At 51.2% G+C, this 19,132-nt stretch carries 17 protein-coding genes; 11 read left to right on the forward strand and 6 right to left on the reverse strand.

Annotated elements, in window-relative coordinates; translation table 11 throughout:
* Positions 1-38: 38 nt before the first annotated feature.
* The 8 genes from GBK04_RS16325 (at position 39) to GBK04_RS16360 (ending at position 7,576) form a co-directional block, all read left to right on the forward strand.
* A complete protein-coding gene (locus GBK04_RS16325; protein ID WP_152761453.1) occupies positions 39-365 on the forward strand; it encodes a nucleotidyltransferase family protein in 327 nt (108 codons plus the stop codon).
* Complete coding sequence (locus GBK04_RS16330; protein ID WP_152761455.1) at positions 346-708, forward strand: HepT-like ribonuclease domain-containing protein; 363 nt, start codon at positions 346-348, stop codon at positions 706-708. Before GBK04_RS16325 ends, GBK04_RS16330 begins: the two co-directional genes overlap by 20 nt.
* Positions 701-2,095, forward strand: a complete 1,395-nt coding sequence (gene leuC, locus GBK04_RS16335) for a 3-isopropylmalate dehydratase large subunit (protein WP_152761457.1) — start codon at positions 701-703, stop codon at positions 2,093-2,095. The genes GBK04_RS16330 and leuC overlap by 8 nt, the downstream gene beginning before the upstream one ends.
* Before the next feature lie 31 nt (positions 2,096-2,126).
* Positions 2,127-2,723 carry a 3-isopropylmalate dehydratase small subunit gene (gene leuD / locus GBK04_RS16340; protein ID WP_152761459.1) on the forward strand — a complete coding sequence of 199 codons (597 nt, stop codon included), beginning with the start codon at positions 2,127-2,129 and terminating at the stop codon, positions 2,721-2,723.
* Between the two features lie 93 nt (positions 2,724-2,816).
* Positions 2,817-4,379 carry a hydroxymethylglutaryl-CoA lyase-like TIM-barrel protein gene (locus GBK04_RS16345; RefSeq protein WP_373331040.1) on the forward strand — a complete coding sequence of 521 codons (1,563 nt, stop codon included), beginning with the start codon at positions 2,817-2,819 and terminating at the stop codon, positions 4,377-4,379.
* Between the two features lie 94 nt (positions 4,380-4,473).
* Positions 4,474-5,544, forward strand: coding sequence for a 3-isopropylmalate dehydrogenase (gene leuB / locus GBK04_RS16350; protein WP_152761461.1), 1,071 nt, complete (start codon positions 4,474-4,476; stop codon positions 5,542-5,544).
* Between the two features lie 311 nt (positions 5,545-5,855).
* Entirely contained in the window at positions 5,856-7,010 is a 1,155-nt protein-coding gene (locus tag GBK04_RS16355) for a 2-isopropylmalate synthase (protein WP_152761463.1), read from the forward strand.
* A gap of 92 nt (positions 7,011-7,102) precedes the next feature.
* On the forward strand, positions 7,103-7,576 hold the full coding sequence (locus GBK04_RS16360) for a hypothetical protein (RefSeq protein ID WP_152761465.1): 474 nt from the start codon (positions 7,103-7,105) through the stop codon (positions 7,574-7,576).
* Between the two features lie 100 nt (positions 7,577-7,676).
* Here the strand turns inward: GBK04_RS16360 and GBK04_RS16365 are convergent, their stop codons facing one another.
* The 3 genes from GBK04_RS16365 to GBK04_RS16375 form a co-directional block, all read right to left on the reverse strand.
* Positions 7,677-9,053, reverse strand: a complete 1,377-nt coding sequence (locus GBK04_RS16365; RefSeq protein WP_152761467.1) for a M16 family metallopeptidase — start codon at positions 9,051-9,053, stop codon at positions 7,677-7,679.
* A 72-nt stretch (positions 9,054-9,125) separates the two neighbouring features.
* Positions 9,126-10,442, reverse strand: a complete 1,317-nt coding sequence (locus GBK04_RS16370) for a M16 family metallopeptidase (RefSeq protein WP_373331041.1) — start codon at positions 10,440-10,442, stop codon at positions 9,126-9,128.
* Between the two features lie 52 nt (positions 10,443-10,494).
* Positions 10,495-11,253, reverse strand: coding sequence for an HpcH/HpaI aldolase family protein (locus tag GBK04_RS16375; protein WP_152761471.1), 759 nt, complete (start codon positions 11,251-11,253; stop codon positions 10,495-10,497).
* A gap of 75 nt (positions 11,254-11,328) precedes the next feature.
* Here GBK04_RS16375 and GBK04_RS16380 point away from each other — a divergent pair, with 75 nt between their 5' ends.
* Entirely contained in the window at positions 11,329-11,547 is a 219-nt protein-coding gene (locus GBK04_RS16380) for a hypothetical protein (protein ID WP_152761472.1), read from the forward strand.
* 345 nt (positions 11,548-11,892) lie between these two features.
* On the opposite strand, the gene GBK04_RS16390 is transcribed toward GBK04_RS16380, so the two are convergent.
* A complete protein-coding gene (locus GBK04_RS16390) occupies positions 11,893-14,280 on the reverse strand; it encodes a glycoside hydrolase family 95 protein (protein WP_373331042.1) in 2,388 nt (795 codons plus the stop codon).
* 138 nt (positions 14,281-14,418) lie between these two features.
* Between GBK04_RS16390 and GBK04_RS16395 the strand changes: the two genes are divergently transcribed.
* Positions 14,419-15,168: a DUF6503 family protein gene (locus GBK04_RS16395; protein WP_152761476.1), complete on the forward strand. Its 750-nt coding sequence runs from the start codon at positions 14,419-14,421 to the stop codon at positions 15,166-15,168.
* A 53-nt stretch (positions 15,169-15,221) separates the two neighbouring features.
* Here the strand turns inward: GBK04_RS16395 and GBK04_RS16400 are convergent, their stop codons facing one another.
* The gene (locus tag GBK04_RS16400) at positions 15,222-16,916 is read right to left on the reverse strand and encodes an amidohydrolase (RefSeq protein ID WP_152761478.1); all 1,695 of its coding nucleotides are present in this window, start codon (positions 16,914-16,916) and stop codon (positions 15,222-15,224) included.
* A gap of 232 nt (positions 16,917-17,148) precedes the next feature.
* On the opposite strand from GBK04_RS16400, the gene GBK04_RS16405 reads away from it, so the two are divergent.
* Entirely contained in the window at positions 17,149-18,372 is a 1,224-nt protein-coding gene (locus GBK04_RS16405; RefSeq protein WP_152761480.1) for an NADP-dependent isocitrate dehydrogenase, read from the forward strand.
* 54 nt (positions 18,373-18,426) lie between these two features.
* Here the strand turns inward: GBK04_RS16405 and GBK04_RS16410 are convergent, their stop codons facing one another.
* Entirely contained in the window at positions 18,427-19,089 is a 663-nt protein-coding gene (locus GBK04_RS16410) for a transposase (RefSeq protein WP_152761482.1), read from the reverse strand.
* Between the last annotated feature and the right edge of the window lie 43 nt (positions 19,090-19,132).

Genomic DNA, 19,132 nt, shown 5'->3' on the forward strand with positions numbered 1-19,132 from the left:
AAAGTCAGACATTTGTGAAGTCATTAATACGGAAAATAATGAGCGTTCAGCATCAGCCCGTTGACAACAAAAAACAGCTATTCGATTTGCTCATTCAGCATCAGTCGAATATCAAGGCATTTGGTGCGGCTCGCATCGGCCTGTTCGGATCCTTCGTGAGAGACGAACAGAATGACAGTAGCGACGTGGACCTCCTGGTTGAATTTCAGGCGGGTAAAAAGACATTCAAAAACATGGTTCATTTGAATTACTATCTGCAAGCCCTGATACACCGCAAAATACAGTTGGTTACCTGGATGGGACTGGCCGATTTTGTCAAAAAAGAAGTAGTCAAAGAAATCGAGTATGTCGCCATCGCTGATTGAGTTCCTTGAGCACATTCGTGACGAAATGAATTTTCTGGTCAAGCATTCTGAAAACTTGACTTATGAAGCATTGGTCGAAAATGAAGTACTGAATCGCGCGTTTGTCCGAAGTTTGGAAATTATCGGTGAGGCCTCCAAGAAAATTCCCGATGAAGTCCGAATCGATAATTCCGAAATAGATTGGAAAGGGCTAGCTGGATTGAGAGATGTGCTGATACATCAATACTGGGGTGTCGATTTTGAGATACTATGGAATATTCTGGAAGATGAGATTCCCTTTGCGAAAATTTGGATTGATAGCATTATAGAAAAAGAAAAAAGTAAACTGAAAAACAATGAGTAAGCAAACCCTTTTCGACAAAGTGTGGGATGCCCACGTCGTTCGCAAGATCGAAGACGGCCCTGATGTGTTCTTCATCGACCGTCACTTCATTCACGAAGTAACCAGTCCCGTGGCGTTTAACGGACTGGAAAGCCGGGGTGCCGATGTACTGTTTCCAGAACGTACCTTCGCCACTGCCGACCACAATACACCTACCATCAACCAGCACTTGCCCGTAGCGGATCCGCTGTCGGCCAACCAGTTGCACGCCCTGGAAACCAATACGGCCAAATACGGCATCTCGCACTGGGGCCTGGGCCATGCCAAAAACGGAATCGTCCATGTAATCGGGCCCGAGAATGGTATCACGCAGCCAGGTATGACCATCGTGTGCGGCGACTCGCATACCTCTACGCACGGAGCGTTCGGAGCCATTGCCTTTGGCATAGGTACCTCGGAAGTGGAAATGGTGCTGGCCTCGCAGTGCATCATGCAGCCCAAGCCCAAGAAAATGCGGATCACGATCAATGGTAAGCTCGGCAAAGGGGTGCTGCCCAAGGATGTAGTGTTGTATATTATTTCCCAAATTTCGGCCAGTGGTGCCACGGGATACTTTGTAGAGTATGCCGGCGAAGTATTCGAAGACATGAGCATGGAAGGCCGCATGACGGTCTGTAACATGAGCATAGAGATGGGCGCGCGGGGCGGAATGATTGCTCCTGACGAAAAAACCTTTGCCTACCTCAAAGGCCGCGACCAATCGCCTAAGGGTGAGGCCTGGGATAAAGCGGTGGAGTACTGGAAGACTCTCAAAACCGACGAAGACGCCGAATTTGACCTGGAATACACTTATGATGCCGCCGATATTGAACCGCAAATCACCTATGGTACCAATCCGGGCATGGGAACGGGCATCAGCCAGTCTATCCCCTCGGCGGCAGAAGTGGAAGGCGGAGCTTCTTACGCCAAATCGCTGAGCTACATGGGTTTCGCCGAAGAAGAAAGCATGCTAGGCAAACCGATTGATTTTGTGTTCCTGGGAAGCTGCACCAATGGACGCATCGAAGACTTCCGGGCCTTTGCTTCCATCGTGAAAGGACGTAAGAAAGCGGATAACGTCACGGCGTGGTTGGTACCTGGCTCGCACGTGGTGGAGTCGCAAATTAAAGATGAAGGCATCCTGGACGTGCTGACCGAAGCAGGCTTTGAGCTGCGCCAACCCGGTTGCTCGGCTTGCTTGGCTATGAACGACGATAAGGTACCTGCCGGTAAGTATGCCGTAAGTACCTCCAACCGTAACTTTGAAGGCCGTCAGGGACCCGGCGCGCGTACCTTGTTGGCGAGCCCATTCGTGGCAGCAGCAGCAGCGGTGACGGGTGTCGTCTCGGATCCCCGTCAGTTTCTTTAAGAACTTAATTTAGCGGTTAAAAAACAAAACCATGGCTTACGATAAATTCACTATCCTCCAATCCTCCGCTGTTCCAATGCCTTTGGAAAATGTGGACACCGACCAGATCATCCCTGCGCGCTTCCTGAAAGCCACGGAGCGTAAAGGCTTTGGCGATAACTTGTTTCGCGACTGGCGCTATAATAATGACGACAGTCCAAAAGCCGATTTTGTCCTCAACAACCCTACCTACTCAGGAAAAATTCTGGTAGCGGGTCGTAACTTCGGCAGCGGATCCAGCCGTGAGCACGCTGCCTGGGCCATCTACGACTATGGCTTCCGCTGCGTGGTGTCGAGCTTTTTTGCTGACATTTTCAAGAACAATTCCATCAATGTCGGCCTATTGCCCGTGCAGGTGACGCCGGAGTTTCTGGACAAGATTTTCCAGACGATCGAACAAGACCCTAAAACCGAACTGGAAGTCAACCTGGCGGACCAGACCATCACAATCCTCGCTACGGGCGAACAGGAATCTTTCGCTATTAACGGCTATAAAAAGCACAACCTCATGAATGGCTTCGATGACATTGATTATCTGCGGGCCATGAAAGAGGAGATTGGTGCGTATGCTGAGAAAAGTATGTACTGAATGGCCATCGGCTTTCGGCCGTTAGCTACCGGCCTTTTGTGGGTCTGGAAATGAAAAGCTGACTGCTGATTGCTGACCGCCGAGAGCCTCACTATGAGATATATCGAAATAATGGATACAACCCTGCGCGACGGGGAGCAGACCAGCGGCGTGTCGTTTTCGGCCTCCGAAAAGCTAACCATTGCGCAGCTGTTATTGCAGGAAGTAAAAGTAGACCGTCTGGAAGTAGCCTCCGCCCGAGTATCGGAGGGAGAATTTCAGGCGGTGAAAAAAATCACGGACTGGGCAGCGCAACACGGTTATCTGGATCGGATCGAAGTGCTGACGTTTGTAGATGGCGACACATCCATCAACTGGATGCTGAAAGGAGGTGCCAGGGTAATGAACCTACTTACTAAAGGCTCGCTCAATCACCTGAAATACCAGCTACGGAAAACTCCGGCGCAGCATTTCGAAGAAATCAGGCGGGTGGTCGAGCAGGCCGAAGCCGTAGGAATTGCGGTCAACGTATATTTGGAAGACTGGAGCAATGGCATGCGAAACTCCCCGGACTATGTTTTCGAAGCTCTGGATTTTCTGACTGCGCTTCCCATCCGTCGCATCATGCTGCCGGATACGCTGGGGGTACTTACGCCAAGCGAATCATACACGTTCGTAAAATCCATCGTGGATCGTTACCCGGATCATCATTTTGACTTCCATGGGCACAATGACTACGATCTCAGCATCGCCAATACGCTGGAAGCCGTCAAAGCAGGAGCGCACGGCTTGCACCTGACCGTGAACGGTATGGGCGAGCGGGCGGGCAATGCACCCCTCGCCAGCACCATTGCGGTGCTGAATGATTTCATGCCGGAAGTCAAAACGTCCGTAGTGGAGGAGTCCCTATATACCGTAAGTAAGATTGTCGAAACTTTCTCGGGCATCCGGATTCCGGCTAACAAACCCATTGTGGGCGAGAATGTGTTTACCCAAACGGCGGGTATTCATGCCGATGGTGATAAGAAAAACAACCTGTACTTCAGTAAGCTGATGCCCGAGCGCTTTGGCCGGCAGCGGCTCTATGCGCTGGGCAAAACCTCAGGGAAAGCCAACATCGAGAATAACCTGCGTGAACTAGGCATCACACTGGGTGAAGAGGAACTGAAAAAAGTGACCCAACGCATCATTGAACTGGGTGACCGTAAGGAGGTCGTGACTCCGGAAGACCTACCCTACATCATATCCGATGTGCTGGATAGTGATGCCATAGAGGAAAGAGTGACAGTTTTGAATTACGTGTTGACCCATTCCAAGAATCTCAAGCCTTCCGCTACCCTGCAGGTACGTATTTGCGACAAGATTTTTGAAGAAAGTGCCCAGGGCGATGGTCAGTACGATGCCTTCATGAATGCGCTGAAGAAAATATACGATCAGCTGGATACTGAGCTTCCTGTGCTGACCGACTACGCGGTACGTATACCACCTGGCGGTAAAACGGATGCTTTGTGCGAAACCATCATTACCTGGAATATTGGTGGCAAGGATGTTAAAACCCGCGGACTCGATTCGGACCAAACGGTGTCGGCGATCAAGGCTACTCAGAAAATGCTGAACCTATTGGGAGAATCCCGGCTAATCAAAGCCTTGCCCAGCGAAGTCGAACTAACGGTCTGAAAAGGTTGAAGCAACTATGAAAAAATACTATCCATTTTAACTAAAATCTAAAACCCCTGCGCCCGCTTAAAAAAATGGGGCGCGATTGAATTGTATGAAAAAACATATCCTGGTAGTGCCTGGTGATGGCATCGGACAAGAAGTAACGGCAGTTGGTAAGAAAGTACTGGAGCGGATTGCGGAGAAGTTCAACCACGAGTTCACTTACGACGAAGCTCTGATTGGGCACGTGGCTATTGAAGCTACGGGGAATCCACTGCCCGACGAAACCCTCGAAAAAATGCGGGCATCTGATGCGGTACTTTTTGGAGCCGTGGGCCATCCCAAATATGACAATGATCCCAGCGCGAAGGTACGTCCCGAGCAGGGTTTACTGAAAATGCGGAAAGAGTTGGGTTTGTATGCTAACCTGCGCCCAATCAAGTTATTTGACGAACTGCTGTCAGCCTCTTCCATCAAGCCCGAAATTCTGAAAGGATCGGATATTCTGTTTTTTCGCGAACTCACCGGCGATATTTACTTTGGTGAAAAAGGCCGTAAAGACGATGGCAAAACCGCTTATGACATAGCGCAATATAGCGTGTATGAAGTTGAGCGCATTGCTCGTAAAGCCTTTGATGCCGCTATGACGCGCGGCAAGAAACTGATGTCGGTAGACAAAGCCAACGTACTTGAAACCAGTCGCCTATGGCGCGAGGTAGTGCAGCGGGTAGCTCATGAGTACCCCGAGGTGCAGGTTGAGCACCAGTTTGTGGATTCGGCCGCTATGCTGCTGATCAAAGACCCGCGTCGGTTCGATGTAGTGGTTACGGCCAACCTGTTTGGGGATATCCTGACCGACGAGGCCAGCCAGATCGCGGGTTCCATGGGGATGCTGGCATCCGCATCCATTGGCGACGGTACCGGTGTATACGAGCCCATCCATGGTTCGGCCCACGACATCACGGGCAAAGGTGTAGCCAATCCGATGGCTTCCGTACTCTCGGCGGCATTATTGCTTGATATTTCTTTCGGATTAAAAGAAGAAGCGGAAGCGGTAATCAACGCGGTAGATCAGGTACTCAAATCCGGGATAAGAACCCGTGATATTGCCGATGCTAGCACGCCTTCCGATATGATTCGGGGTACCGAGGCAACGGGAGAAGCTTTGTTGAAATACCTTTGATACCAGTAAGGTTATATACTGAGCTGCACCATTTTCAGAAGTTTTGGAAAATAAGATTTGTAGAATTGAAATCTTCCTTTTACTTTGCAGAAGAAAATCGCAGTTGGCGAAATTTCGCACTACCTAAGAAAAATGCAAAACGCAATATTAAACCAGCAAAGCCTAAACCTGCTAATTGCTTCGTAGCTAGCGAGAAAGGTATGGTTTTTAAAACGCACGGACCCTTTCTCAAACCGAGAAAGGGTTTTTCGTTATAATTTCGTGAAAAGTAGTAATTTCGTAATTCAACCATTTATTAAACTTCCCCTATAATGAGTCAGCGAGTCTACATCTTTGACACTACTCTGCGCGACGGCGAACAAGTACCCGGCTGCCAATTGACTACCGAAGAAAAAATCGTGGTGGCGAAGCAGCTGGAACTACTGGGCGTAGATGTGATCGAAGCTGGATTTCCCGTATCAAGCCCGGGCGATTTCCGTTCGGTAGTCGAGATTTCCAAAGCCGTACAAGCGCCCACGATCTGCGCTCTGTCCCGTGCGGTTCAGGGCGATATCGATGCCGCGGCTGATGCGCTGAAATATGCCAAACGGGGTCGGATTCATACCGGAATCGGATCGTCTGACATCCACATTCAGCACAAATTCAATACGACCCGCGAAAAAATCATTGAGCGGGCCATCGACGCTACCAAGTATGCCCGCAAGCGCGTGGAAGATGTGGAATTCTATTGTGAAGACGCCGGCCGGGCCGACCTGGTATTTCTGGCGCAGCTCGTGGAGGCCGTGATTGGGGCAGGAGCTACAGTCGTGAATATACCGGATACGACGGGCTATTGTCTGCCCGAAGAGTATGGGGGGAAGATTCGCTATATTTTTGAAAACGTAAAGAACGTACATAAGGCGACGATTTCGATCCACTGTCACAACGACCTGGGCCTGGCTACGGCCAATTCGCTCTCCGGTATCCGCGAAGGAGCCCGGCAGGTAGAGGTAACGATGAACGGCATCGGTGAGCGGGCGGGCAATACCTCGCTGGAAGAAGTGGTCATGGCCCTACAGGTACATAAGGAACTGGGGCTGGAGACAGGCATCGACTCCACGAAAATTTACCCCACGAGCCAGCTCGTGTCCAAAATGATGCGGATGCCGGTGCAGGCCAATAAAGCCATTGTGGGTCGCAATGCCTTTGCTCACTCTTCAGGAATTCATCAGGACGGTTTTCTGAAGCATTCGCTCAACTACGAGATTATGAATCCGCAGGATGTAGGCGTGGATAAGTCGGACATCGTGCTTACGGCCCGCAGTGGTCGTCATGCGCTGAAGCACCGCCTTGAATTATTGGGTTTCGTCTTCGAACAGGAAACGCTGAACGACCTGTATGCCCGTTTTCTGGAAGTAGCCGATGTCAAAAAAGAAGTAAATGACAAAGACCTGGTTGATCTGGCCAAAGCCACAGTGGCTGCCTGAGTCAAACATTTTGGTGGCACAGGAAGTATTCTAAAAAAGCAGCTGGCTTGCGGCTAACAGCTTTTTACTACAACTCCTTATCGACAAAAAAGATGGCACAACCAAACCTTACTCTGATCGGAGCTTTGCGCCGCACGGCTGCCAAGCTTCAGAAAGGCGCACCCTATCAGTGGGGCCATATGGGAAGCTGCAACTGTGGCAATCTGGCGCAGGAACTCACGACGCTCAGCAAAGCCGAGATTCACCAAAATGCTTTGGCGGTAGGACGTGGCGACTGGCACGAGCAGTTGAACGATTATTGTCCCACGAGCGGACTACCCATGGATTTGCTAATCGCCGATATGCTCAACTCCGGGCTGGAAACCGCCGATCTACAGCATTTGGAAAGGTTGACCGATCGCCGGATATTGGAACGCCTCCCAAAAGAGAAGAGGTACCTGCGGCATAATTTTCGGGACGATGTAGTACTGTATATTAATACCTGGGCGGATTTGCTGGAAGAGCAGCTTTTGGCAAAAATTAAGCTACCTACCTTGGAAGAAATGAAAATGGAAGCTTTTGTGTAAAGTGCAGTGGCGCAAATTTTTGAAGCCTTAAAAAGGTACCCCGATTTGTTAGAGTTGGGGTACCTTTTTGTTGAGAGGGAGAATAAAACCTTCATCATTCCTAAAATCCCTCGTCTTTGATCTCCTTCTCTGTAATCGCTCCGTACTTCTTCACCTGATCGCGGATTTCGTCGGCCTTGCCGACCAGCACGAATTGAAGTTTGTCTTTTGGAAAGTACTTCGCGATGATGTCGTTGGCCTGCGCCACCGTCAGACCGTCCACTTTACTCTGGAAAGTGTTGATGTAGTTTTCGTCGAAGCCGTACGTAAACATATCCGTCAGCAAGCCCGCCAACGCGCCCGCCGATTCGTAGTTGGGCGGAAAGTCGCCCTTCACGTAAGCCTTGGCCGAGGCCAGAATCTCCTCATTCAGGCCCGTGCGGTGTAAGCTATCAAGTACCTGCAAAGCCATGTCGATGGCGGGGACGGTGGTGGAGTTTTTGGTGAAAGTACTGATGTAGAAAGTACCCCCCTGCTTGTAGCGGCCAAAGCGACTGCCCGCGCCGTAGGTGAGGCCCGAGTTGACGCGCAGCGCGTCGTTGAGCCAGGAGGTAAAGCGTCCACCCAAAATCGTGTTGACTACCATAATCGGCACGTAGTCGGGATTATCGTAGGCCACGCCTTTGCCGCCGATCAGAAAGGTAGTTTCGCGGGCGTCGCCCTTGTTGACGAGCAGCACGCGGCTTTTATCAAAAGTCAGGTCAGGTACCACGCGCTTGATCATTCTGCCTTCGGCGGTTTTCCAATCGCCCAAAAGCGACGTGATCCGTTTTTTCATGTCGGCAGTCTTGAAATCACCCACGATGGCAATGGCCGCATGGTCGGTGGTATAGTAGGTTTTGTAAAAATTCTTAACGTCGTCCACTCCAATTTTAGCAAGAGTTGCGGGGGTACCGTCCGTTGGATTGGCGTAAGGATGCTGGTCGAAAACCAGCTTGTTGAAATAATTCCCAATCACCGCGCGGGGGCTTTCCTTCTGCTGGGTGAGTTGCAACAGGGCGCGTTGCTTGTGTTTCTCGAACTCAGTGGCATCGAAGGTAGGATTCATCAATACTCCCTGTAAAACATCGAACATTTTGTCGGCATCCTTCACCGCGAACGACATATTGACCTGCGCGCTTTCCTTGCCCGCGCCGCTGTTGAGGCGCGCGCCCACGTAGTCGGTGGCTTCTTCGATTTCTTCTTTGGTGTATTTTTTGGTGCCAAAAAGCAGGGCGTCGGCGGTCATGCTCGCCAAACCGTAGCGGTCGTTATCCTGTATCGAACCCGCGTCGAATACCGCCGACACATAAGTCAGGGGTACTTCGTGCTGTTCCATCAGATAGACGGTCAGGCCATTTTTAAGCTTGAATTTCTCGTAAGGCGGTACTTTAAAATTGTTCTGAGCCCGGGCCGTAAAGACAACCAGGATCAGGAAGGCAATCAGTATATTTTTCATGGGGTAGTTGACGACTGATTTTGATTCAAATAATGAGTGACAGAAAGTACCCTTGCTCGGGTATCCATTGTTTTATTGGCTTTTCTCTGGCAACAGGTACCCCACCGTCCGGTTTCTTTCGGTAAAGTACTTCGCGGCTACGCGCTTGATGTCGGCTGGGGTTACTTTTTCGTAGAGCTTGGGAGCGTCGTATAGTTTGCGGTAATCGCCAAAGAATACCTCGTAAGTACCCAGGCTGTTAGCCTTGCCGTTGATGGTTTCGATGGTACGGTAAAACTCCATCAATTTCTGGTTTTTCACCTTCTGCAATTCCCGGTCGCTCACTTCATTCTGGATGAGGTCGTCGATCTGCGCCTCAATGGCTTTTTCCAACTCCTGCGCCGATACGCCGTTGCCCGCCACGCCGTAGATATAAAACAGGTTCGGGTCGAAACCGTCGCCCATAAAACTGAACACCTGACTCGCCAGCGTGGTATCCATCACCAGTGCCTTCGTGAGCCGCGACGAATTGCCCGACGTAAGCAGATTGTTGAGCAGATCCAGTGCGTAGTAGTCTTCGTGGCTGGTTTCGGGCGTGTGGTAGGCCAGCAGAATATTGGGCGTCGTGATGTCCTTATAAGTCGTCACCCGACGTTCGCCATTTTGCTCCGGCTCCACCGTCCGCACCTTGGGCGGCAGGCCGCGCGCGGGAATGGGGGCCATATACTGGTCGGCCAGTTTTTTGACCTGCGCCAGCGTGATGTCGCCGACCACAACTACCGTAGCGTTGTTGGGGGAGTAATAGGTTTTGAAATAATTTTCCAGATCCTGCTGCGTCCAGCTTTTGATATCCGACTCGAAGCCGATCACCGGAAACATATAGGGGTGTTCCTGAAAAGCTACACCTTTGACCAATTCGCTAATGGTGCGGTAGTTGCTGTTTTCCAGACCCGTGCTGCGCTCCGAAAGTACCACGCCGCGCTCGCTTTGTACCATCGTAGAATCGATGCTGAGGTCGGCGATGCGGTCGGCTTCCAGTTGGAACATCGTTTCGAGGGCATCCTTCTGAAACCAGTCGGTATAGACCGTCACGTTTTCGGTGGTGTAGGCGTTGTTGGAGCCTCCATTAGCCTCCATCACGCGGTCAAATTGCTTGGGACCGTATTTCTTGGCTCCGTTGAACATCATATGTTCAAAAAAATGGGATAGGCCCGTGATACCGTGCACCTCGTTTCGCGCGCCTACTTTCCAGAAAAAATACATGTTCGCCGTAGGAATGGAATGGTCTTCCAGCACCAGGAACTTCATACCATTGGGTAGGGTGAAGGTCTTGACGTCGTCGGGTGTGTTTTGGGCGAAGGCCGCGAAGCCGATCAGCCCTAGCATAAAGCCCGCTATTGTTTTTCGCATAGTCATTAGGGAGGGAAATTTGTTTCTACAAAAATACTGAACTTATAACTCACTACCGAAGTTTCCGCAATCCTTCCCCAACGGCCTGCTGCAACGAGAAAGTATCCGTCAGCGGCGTCACCATCCGAAAGCCCATTTCCCGCATCTTGATGGCATTTTCCGGCGTACCGCAGTGAATAGCGGCCAGCAGATTGTTTTTAGCCGCTACGTTCAGAATATTATCCAGCATTCCCAACAGCACGGGATCGTCGAAATCCGCCATTTTTTCCAGGCCCATCGTCATGCAAAGGTCCCAGGTACCCACATACAACGCATCCAGCGTGGGCGTTTGGGCAATGTCAGCCAGATTTTTATAGCCATCTGCCGTTTCGATCATCGCCATCGTAAGTACTTCATCGTTGGCCTTGCCGAGGTACCCGGCTTCGTCACCCAAAGACGCCCGCAGCGGCCCGATGCTGCGGTAGCCCTGCGGCGGGTAGCGGCAAGCCTGCACGAAGGCTTCGGTTTCGGTGCGGGTATTGAGCATCGGACAGATGATGCCCTGCGCTCCGGCGTCGAGCATTCGCATGTGCTGGGCCGGATCGTTCCAGGCCACGCGTACCAGCGGCACGGTATCGGTAGTAGCAATGGCCTGCAGCATCGGCAGAATCGCGGTCAAGTCCGTGGCCAGGCCGTGCTGCGCATCAATAGTCAGCGAATCGAAACCTGCGTGCGCCATGACTTCGGCGGTCCAGGAAGTGGGAATACAAAGCCAGCCATTGATTGTGGTGCGGCCTTGTTGCCAGCGGGTTAGGAGAGGGTTGGAGGGCATGTTTTGGAAGAAATTGGCGTTTGGATGAGCAGGTAAGGTTGCGTATTTTTGTTCAACATTCAAAATTACTGCATCATGGCAACGCTGGTTTTAGAAGTACAGGACAAAAAGCTCAAATTTTTCAGAGATTTAATTCAGCATTTTTCATTCGTAACTATTCGGGAAACGGAATTAGACGAAGACACCGACGAGCAGGTGATCGAAAACATCCGGGCAGGCGTGAAGGAAATGCGGCTGGTGGAGCAAGGTAAGGTGAAAAGTCGGCCTGCTCGTGAGTTTTTGAAAGAACTATGAGCTATAAGGTCGATACCATTATACATTTTGAGCGGGAAGCTAAAAGACTTAAAAAGTAGTTTCCCTCATTAAAAGAGGAAATCAATGAGCTAATCAACGAAATCGAAAAAAATCCATTCATGGGTACAGCTCTCAAAAATGGATTTTACAAAATCCGGCTCGGCATTCGCTCCAAAGGAAAAGGCAGCCGAGGTGGTGCACGGGTAATCACCTGTGTTAAAGTTGTTGCAGAAACGGTTTATCTGGTTTCTATTATGATAAGTCCGAGCAGTCGGACATTCCGAATAGTACTTTGGAAAATTTATTGAATGAAATTCCCGAATAGGTTGGGGTAGATTTTATGAACTACTCCCCCACCAACCGATACGCCTTCCCTGCCTCCGTTTCGAAAACCAGCGTATTCCCCTCCCGCTGAAAGAGCGTCCCCGTGACCCTAACGGGCGTTGAGGTACGAATCCGACAAGTACCGCCCGCTTCGGAACGTACGGTGGCGGTACTCAGCTTTCCATCTTCCCAAGCCATATCAATCTCAAAGTCGCCGCGCGCGCGGAGTCCTTTTACGGTACCTTGTGCCCAGGCCGAAGGCAGAGCGGGCAGCAGTTGAATGTCTTGCAGATGGCTTTGGATCAGCATTTCGGCCATGCCCGCAATGCCGCCGAAGTTGCCGTCGATTTGGAAGGGCGGGTGAGCGCAGAAAAGGTTGGCGTAGGTACCTCCGCCCTGCATGGTTGTTTTGCTGGTACCGACATAGGTCAGCAGTTCGCGCAGAAGTTTGTAAGCGTGGTCACCGTCGAGCAGGCGCGCCCAGAAATTGATCTTCCAGGCTTTACTCCAGCCCGTACCGCCATCACCCCGCATTTCCAGCGTTTTTTCGGCGGCTTTGGCCAAAGCGGGCGTCGTGATCGGCGAAATCTGCCGTCCCGGGTGCAACCCGAACAAATGCGACACGTGCCGGTGCAGCGGGTCCTGCTCTTCAAAATCCTTATACCATTCCTGCAAGTTTCCCTTTTTGCCAATCTGTAAAGGAAAGAGTTTGGCCCGTTTTGCAATAAGCATTTTCCGAAAGTCATCATCTGTTTCTAGTACTTCGGAGGCTTCGATGACATTGATGAACAAATCCCAGATGATGCTCATATCCATCGGGGTGGCAATGGATACGTCGTGTGGCTTGCCGTCGGGTCCGATGAAGTTATTTTCGGGAGTAGTAGAAGGAGCCGTTACGAGTTGTCCGTCCTTATTTTCGATCAGCCAGTCCAGACAGAAAGCGGCGGCGTCTTTCATGATCGGGTAGGCGGTTTTTTGCAGGTACCCTATGTCCCGCGTAAAGCGGTAATGCTCGTACAAATGCTGGCTCAGCCAGGCCGAAGCCATCGACCAGTTGGCCCACTGCGGGTCGCCCTTACCCAAATCACCGACGGGATTGGACGTAGCCCAGATGTCGCTGTTGTGGTGCGCCACCCAGCCGTTGGCTCCGTAGAAATTCTTTGCCGTTTTGCGGCCCGTAACCGCCAGGGTTTCGATGAAATCGAGCAAAGGCTCGTGCATCTCCGAAAGATTGGTGACCTCGGCGGGCCAGTAGTTCATTTGGGTGTTGATGTTGATCGTGTAGTTGCTACTCCACGGCGGACGCAGCTTGTCGTTCCAGATTCCCTGCAAATTGGCGGCGGGCGTCCCCTGGCGCGAGCAGGAAATCAGCAAGTATCTTCCATACTGAAAGTACAGGGCTTCAAAAGCCGGATCTTTAGCCCCGGTAGTATAGGCTTTCAAACGCTGATCGGTGGGTAGTTGGCTGCCCTGACCGTCGTTCAATTGCAGCGATACGCGGTCGAAGAAACGTTTGTAATCGTCCTTATGCGCCTGTTTTATGGCTTCGTAGGGTTTTTCAATCGCCTTTTCCAGATATTCGGTAGCCAAAGCTACCTCATCTTTTCCCTCGCTGTCGGGGCATTTGTCGAAGCCGTTGAAACTCGTGGCTGCCGATACGAAAAGCGTGACTTCATCGGCATTCTGCACGTGCATGCCCAACTTATCGGCTGTGATTTCGCCTCCTTTATAAATAGCTTTAACCCGTAGGTCGTACCGCATGCCACGGCAACCCGTCGAATCTTCGTAGATGACCGGTTCGGCATTGTAATTCACATAATTGGGGTCGGCGTGGGCGGGCGCTTTTCCCCGCATCGCGATTTCGGTGGCGGATTCGGCGGTATTGGTAAAATGGATCAGGCTCTTGGTTTCCAGGTCGAAGCTCAGGGTACCTTTCTTGCTGGCCGTCAAGTGAATGACGATAATCTGATCGGGCGCGGAAGCGAAGATTTCCCGACGGTACTCCACGCCATTCTGGGTGTAGGTGGTAGTAGCCAGGGCATTGGAGATATCGAGTTCGCGACGGTACTTGCTGACTTCACCATTAGATTTCATTTTCAATACCAAATCCCCCAATGGCGCGTAGGATTCCGTATACAATCCCTGCAACTTTTTGGTCAGGTCGTGGGCTTTGGCGTAGTCTTCGGCGAAGAGCGCTTTCCTGATTTGGGGCAGGTACGAGGCCGCCTGCGGGTTGGGATTCAGATTGGCGGGGCCACCTGTCCAGAGGGTAGTTTCGTTGAGTTGGATCAGTTCTTCGTCCACTTTTCCCCAAATCATGGCTCCCAGCCGTCCGTTGCCCACGGGCAGGGCCTCTTCCCAGGCGGCAGCGGGACGGTCGTACCAGAGTTGAAGTTCTTGGGCTTGCATTGCTTGGGAAATGCTGAAAAAGAGGAGTAATAAAGGGCGTATTTTCATTTTGCAGGTGGGTGAACTTTGCAGCCGACATTATCAGTTTAGCTATCGAAAGAGTAATTTACCCAAAACTTAATCCTCTTCCCCAATTTTATGCGCAATTCTACGCTGCTCCTGTCTGTTTTTTCTGTTATCCTTCTTTCCTGCCAGCCCGATGATCCGGCGCAAACCATTGTCGATAAAGCCATCGACTACCACGGTGGTGCGGCCTACGATAAAGTCAATCTGGAATTCGATTTCAGAGACAAGCATTACATCGTGCAAAAAAACGGCGGTGATTTTCGGTATGAACGCATCCAAATGGATTCGACCGGAGCCGAAATCCGCGACATCCTGACTAACGCTGAAGCCTACCGAACCATCAATGGACAAAAAGTGAGTGTGCCGGATACCACGATGGACAAGTACAAGTACTCGGTCAACTCGGTGGCGTATTTTCTGCTCCTTCCCGCGCCGTTGCGGGATGCCGCAGTACAGAAAGAGTACATCGGTGAAGTGACGATCAAAGGTAAAGCCTACGACAAAATAAAAGTGTTCTTTACCCAGGAAGGCGGCGGCAAAGACCACGACGACGTGTTTGTGTACTATTTCGACAAGGAGGACGGCTCGATGGATTTCGTGTCCTACCTCTATCACGTCAACGAAACCGGGATGCGGTTCCGTGAAGCCTACAATCCGCAGCGCGTCGGGGGCATTCTGGTGCAGGACTACATCAATTTCGCGCCCACCGATTCAACATTAGCCGTGACGGATGAAAACCTGCTTTCGCTGGATAGTTTGTACCAGTCTGGAAAGTTGACGGAATTCTCGCGCATCGAGAATAAAAACTTCAAGGTACGTTGACTTAAAGAACAACGCTGACAGCGTTTGGATCGCTGTCAGCGTTGGAATGAATATTACTTTCCCTTAGCCTCCAATTCTTTCGCTTCTAGTTCTTTGATCTTAGCCCGCTGCGTGTCGTTGATGGTAGGGTAGGTGATACCTAGTTGCTCCAGGTACGTCTTGTACTTCGCGGGCTGGTAGTAAAACTTCTCCAATGAAGGCTTGAATTCAGCCATGATTTCTTTATTGAGGTAGGTGGCCGGAAAATCCTTCGGACCAACGAGCGGCGTGTATTGCAGGTCTTTGGTCTGTTCGTCGCGGTAGTAGGCCCAGGCTTTCTTGAGTACCTCCGGCTTCGTGAACATATCGATCAGGGTCATAGCCTCGGCTTTGGCGCCGGCTACGATACCCTTGTGGGCAATCGGCGTAGCCATCGAAATGGCGTTGGACCAGTGGTGGCCGGGTAGGTTAGGAATATTGGAAGGGTAGCGTAGTACCACCGTGGGCAGCGCCCACGAAATATCCGCGATGTCGTCGGAGCCGCCGCCCATCGAGCGCATGATTTGCCCGCCCATCGACGCTACGGGCATATCGGCGGGTAAGCCGATGGTGTCCAGTTTGGTAGCTAATCCCTCAATTTTGCTGGCCTCGATTTCGATCTGAGCAGCCTTGGCCAGCAACTGATCGTTTTCGTCCCAGGTAGGTAGGCCCACCTTTTTGATGTTCTGGTACATGGTTTCGGCGATGGGCTGGTTGAAATGTCCCGGCCAGGCCGAACCCAGCACTTCGTAGGTGAACTTGGTATCGGTCATCAGGGAGGCCCCCTCGGCCATTTTCATGCCCACATCGTAGAGTTTCTTGATTTTGGGATAGCTGCGGTCACGGAAATAGTACCAGACCGACGCTTTGGAGGGTACCACATTGGGCTGGTCGCCGCCATCGGGAATGACATAGTGTGAGCGTTGCGTCAGTTCAAGGTGCTCGCGGCGGAAGTTCCAGCCTACATTCATCAGCTCCACGGCATCCAGCGCACTCTTGCCGCGCCAGGGTGCGCCAGCGGCATGGGCGGCTTGCCCCTCAAACATGAATTTGACCGATATCAGGCCGTTGTTGCCCGCATCGCCGTAGCTGACGCTCAGGTTGTTGCTGACGTGCGTGAAGATACAGGCATCCACGTCTTTGAAGTAGCCATCGCGCACGAAGTAGGCTTTGGCACCTACCAATTCCTCGGCCACACCGGGCCACAGCATCAGGGTACCGGGAATTTTGTCGCGCTCCATGATTTTCTTGACGGCCAGGGCCGAAATGATGTTTAGTGCCTGGCCCGAATTATGCCCTTCACCGTGACCGGGTGCACCTTCCACCAGCGGATCGTGGTAGGCCACACCGGGTTTCTGGCTGGCTTTGGGAATACAGTCCACGTCGGAGCCCAGGGCGATCACCGGCTTGCCGCTACCCCAGGTGGCGATCCATGCGGTGGGCATACTGGCGATGCCGCGCTGAATCGTGAAACCTTCTTTTTCCAAAAGTGTGGTCAGGTACTTCGCTGACTCTTCTTCCTGAAAGCCTAGTTCGGAAAAGCTGAATAGCATGTCGTTGATTTCCTGGCCGAGCTTAGCGTTCTGTTCTACGCTCAGGGCCACTTCCTGCTTCAATTTTTCAGCAGGATCGGCGGGAGTTTTGGAGGCGTTGCGTTTGGACTGGGCGGTCGCGAGCGGAGTGGTCAGAGCCAACATTGCCCACAGCAGCGGGAGTAGTGTTTTTTTCATGCGAAGTGTTAACTGTAAAAGTTTTAGGTTAAGATTCGAGCCAATGAAATTGCGAGTTTAATTTTGAAAAGCAAATTGGAAACCGACAATTCCTGAAAATAACTACTTGGTTGACAGAAAAATACAAAACTGTCAACCGCCAACTGTCCATTGTCAACTGACTTTTGTACTTTTGCGCGGTGTTTTTTACGAATAGTAGTTAGCTTTTACCCCTAAATCAAAATCTACGAGCATGAGCAAAATTAAAGTTGCCAATCCGGTCGTCGAACTCGACGGTGATGAAATGACCCGCATTATCTGGAAATTCATCAAGGACAAACTGATTCTTCCCTATCTGGATGTCGATATAAAATATTATGACCTCGGTATCGAGTACCGCGACGAAACCAATGATCAGGTGACCATCGACGCCGCCAACGCCATTAAAGAGTACGGGGTAGGTATCAAATGCGCCACGATTACCCCCGACGAAGCCCGCGTGGAAGAATTTGGCCTGAAGCAGATGTGGCGCTCGCCCAACGGCACGATCCGGAACATTCTGGATGGTACCGTGTTCCGCGAGCCGATCGTGATGAGCAACGTACCCCGCCTGGTCACGACCTGGACCGACCCGATCATCGTGGGTCGTCATGCGTTCGGCGATCAGTACCGGGCTACCGATTTTGTGGTACCCGGCAAGGGAAAACTCACCATGAAATTTGAAGGCGAGGATGGTACCGTGCAGGAATTCGACGTGTTCAACTTCCCCGGCGGTGGCGTGGCCATGGGCATGTACAACCTCGACGACTCCATCAAAGGTTTTGCGCGGGCTTGTATGAACATGGGCTTGCAGAAAGGCTGGCCGGTGTACCTGTCGACCAAGAATACGATTCTGAAAAAATACGACGGTCGCTTCAAAGATATTTTCCAGGAAGTGTTCGATACTGAATTCAAAGACAAATTCGCCGAGGCCGGCATCGTGTACGAGCACCGCCTGATCGACGATATGGTAGCCTCCGCGCTGAAATGGAGCGGTAAGTTTGTATGGGCCTGCAAGAATTATGACGGTGACGTACAGTCTGATTCCGTAGCGCAGGGCTTCGGTTCGCTGGGCCTGATGACTTCGGTACTGGTGACGCCCGACGGGGGTACCATGGAAGCCGAAGCGGCCCACGGTACCGTGACCCGCCACTACCGCGAGCATCAGAAAGGTCGTCCTACCTCTACCAACCCCATTGCCTCGATATTCGCCTGGACGCGCGGTCTGGCCTTCCGGGGCAAGCTGGACGACAATCAGGAGTTGATCAACTTCGCCGATACGCTGGAAAAAGTATGTATCGACACCGTGGAAAGCGGCAAGATGACGAAAGACCTCGCCCTGATCGTACACGGCGACAGCCTGACGAAGGACCACTACCTGAATACGGAGGAGTTCCTCGATGCCATCGATGAAAACCTGAAAGCGGCTTTGGCGTAGCGATATGTTGCTGAGATTTGACAACTTTAATAAAAAAGTTGTCAAATCTTTTTCTCACTCCTCCAATCCCCAGCCATTGGGTAGATCGAAATCTCCTTCATGAGCATTGACGAACGGTTTTCTTCCCCCGAACCATTCCAGGACTTCCTCTTTTCGCAGTTTAGTCGGCTTTTCCAACAGTATTCTTGAATATGAACTCCATCGGTACGTTCTGAAATCCGCTTCGACGCCATGTTTCCGGGGATTGGTATGAATGTACTTTATGATACTGGTAAGGTATAGGTCATTGTCAATTTTTACCCGCTTGAAAGGAGTTTGAAATAAGGTTCCGACCCGGTCCTGCTGCTTATTGTAGGCCATCGCGTACGACTGGAAGAATTTCTTGAACTGGTGACTGACAATTTCGTGAACCGTCTTTTGGGATGGTTCTCCCTTTTTCAGGGCAAGAATTTTCCCAGAGTTAATTTCTTCGAAAGAAGCCAAATTCTTCCGTAAGGCTTCTTCTGACGATACCTTGATGAGCAGGTGGAAATGGTTGCTCAGCAGGCAAAAAGCGTATACCTCAACAAAGCCACTCAGATACCCGTCCAATCTTTTCAAAAAAAACTCAAAGTTGCCTTCATGGGCGAAAAGCTTCCCGCTGTCGATCGTCCGGTTATAGATATGGTAGAAACACTCATCTTCGAATTCGACGAAATAATGCTCGGTTTTAGCCATACATACTTTTGAGGTATAGGATTTGAGATTTGACAACTTTTTA

It is taken from the genome of Salmonirosea aquatica (assembly GCF_009296315.1).
GTDB classification, from domain to species: domain Bacteria; phylum Bacteroidota; class Bacteroidia; order Cytophagales; family Spirosomataceae; genus Salmonirosea; species Salmonirosea aquatica.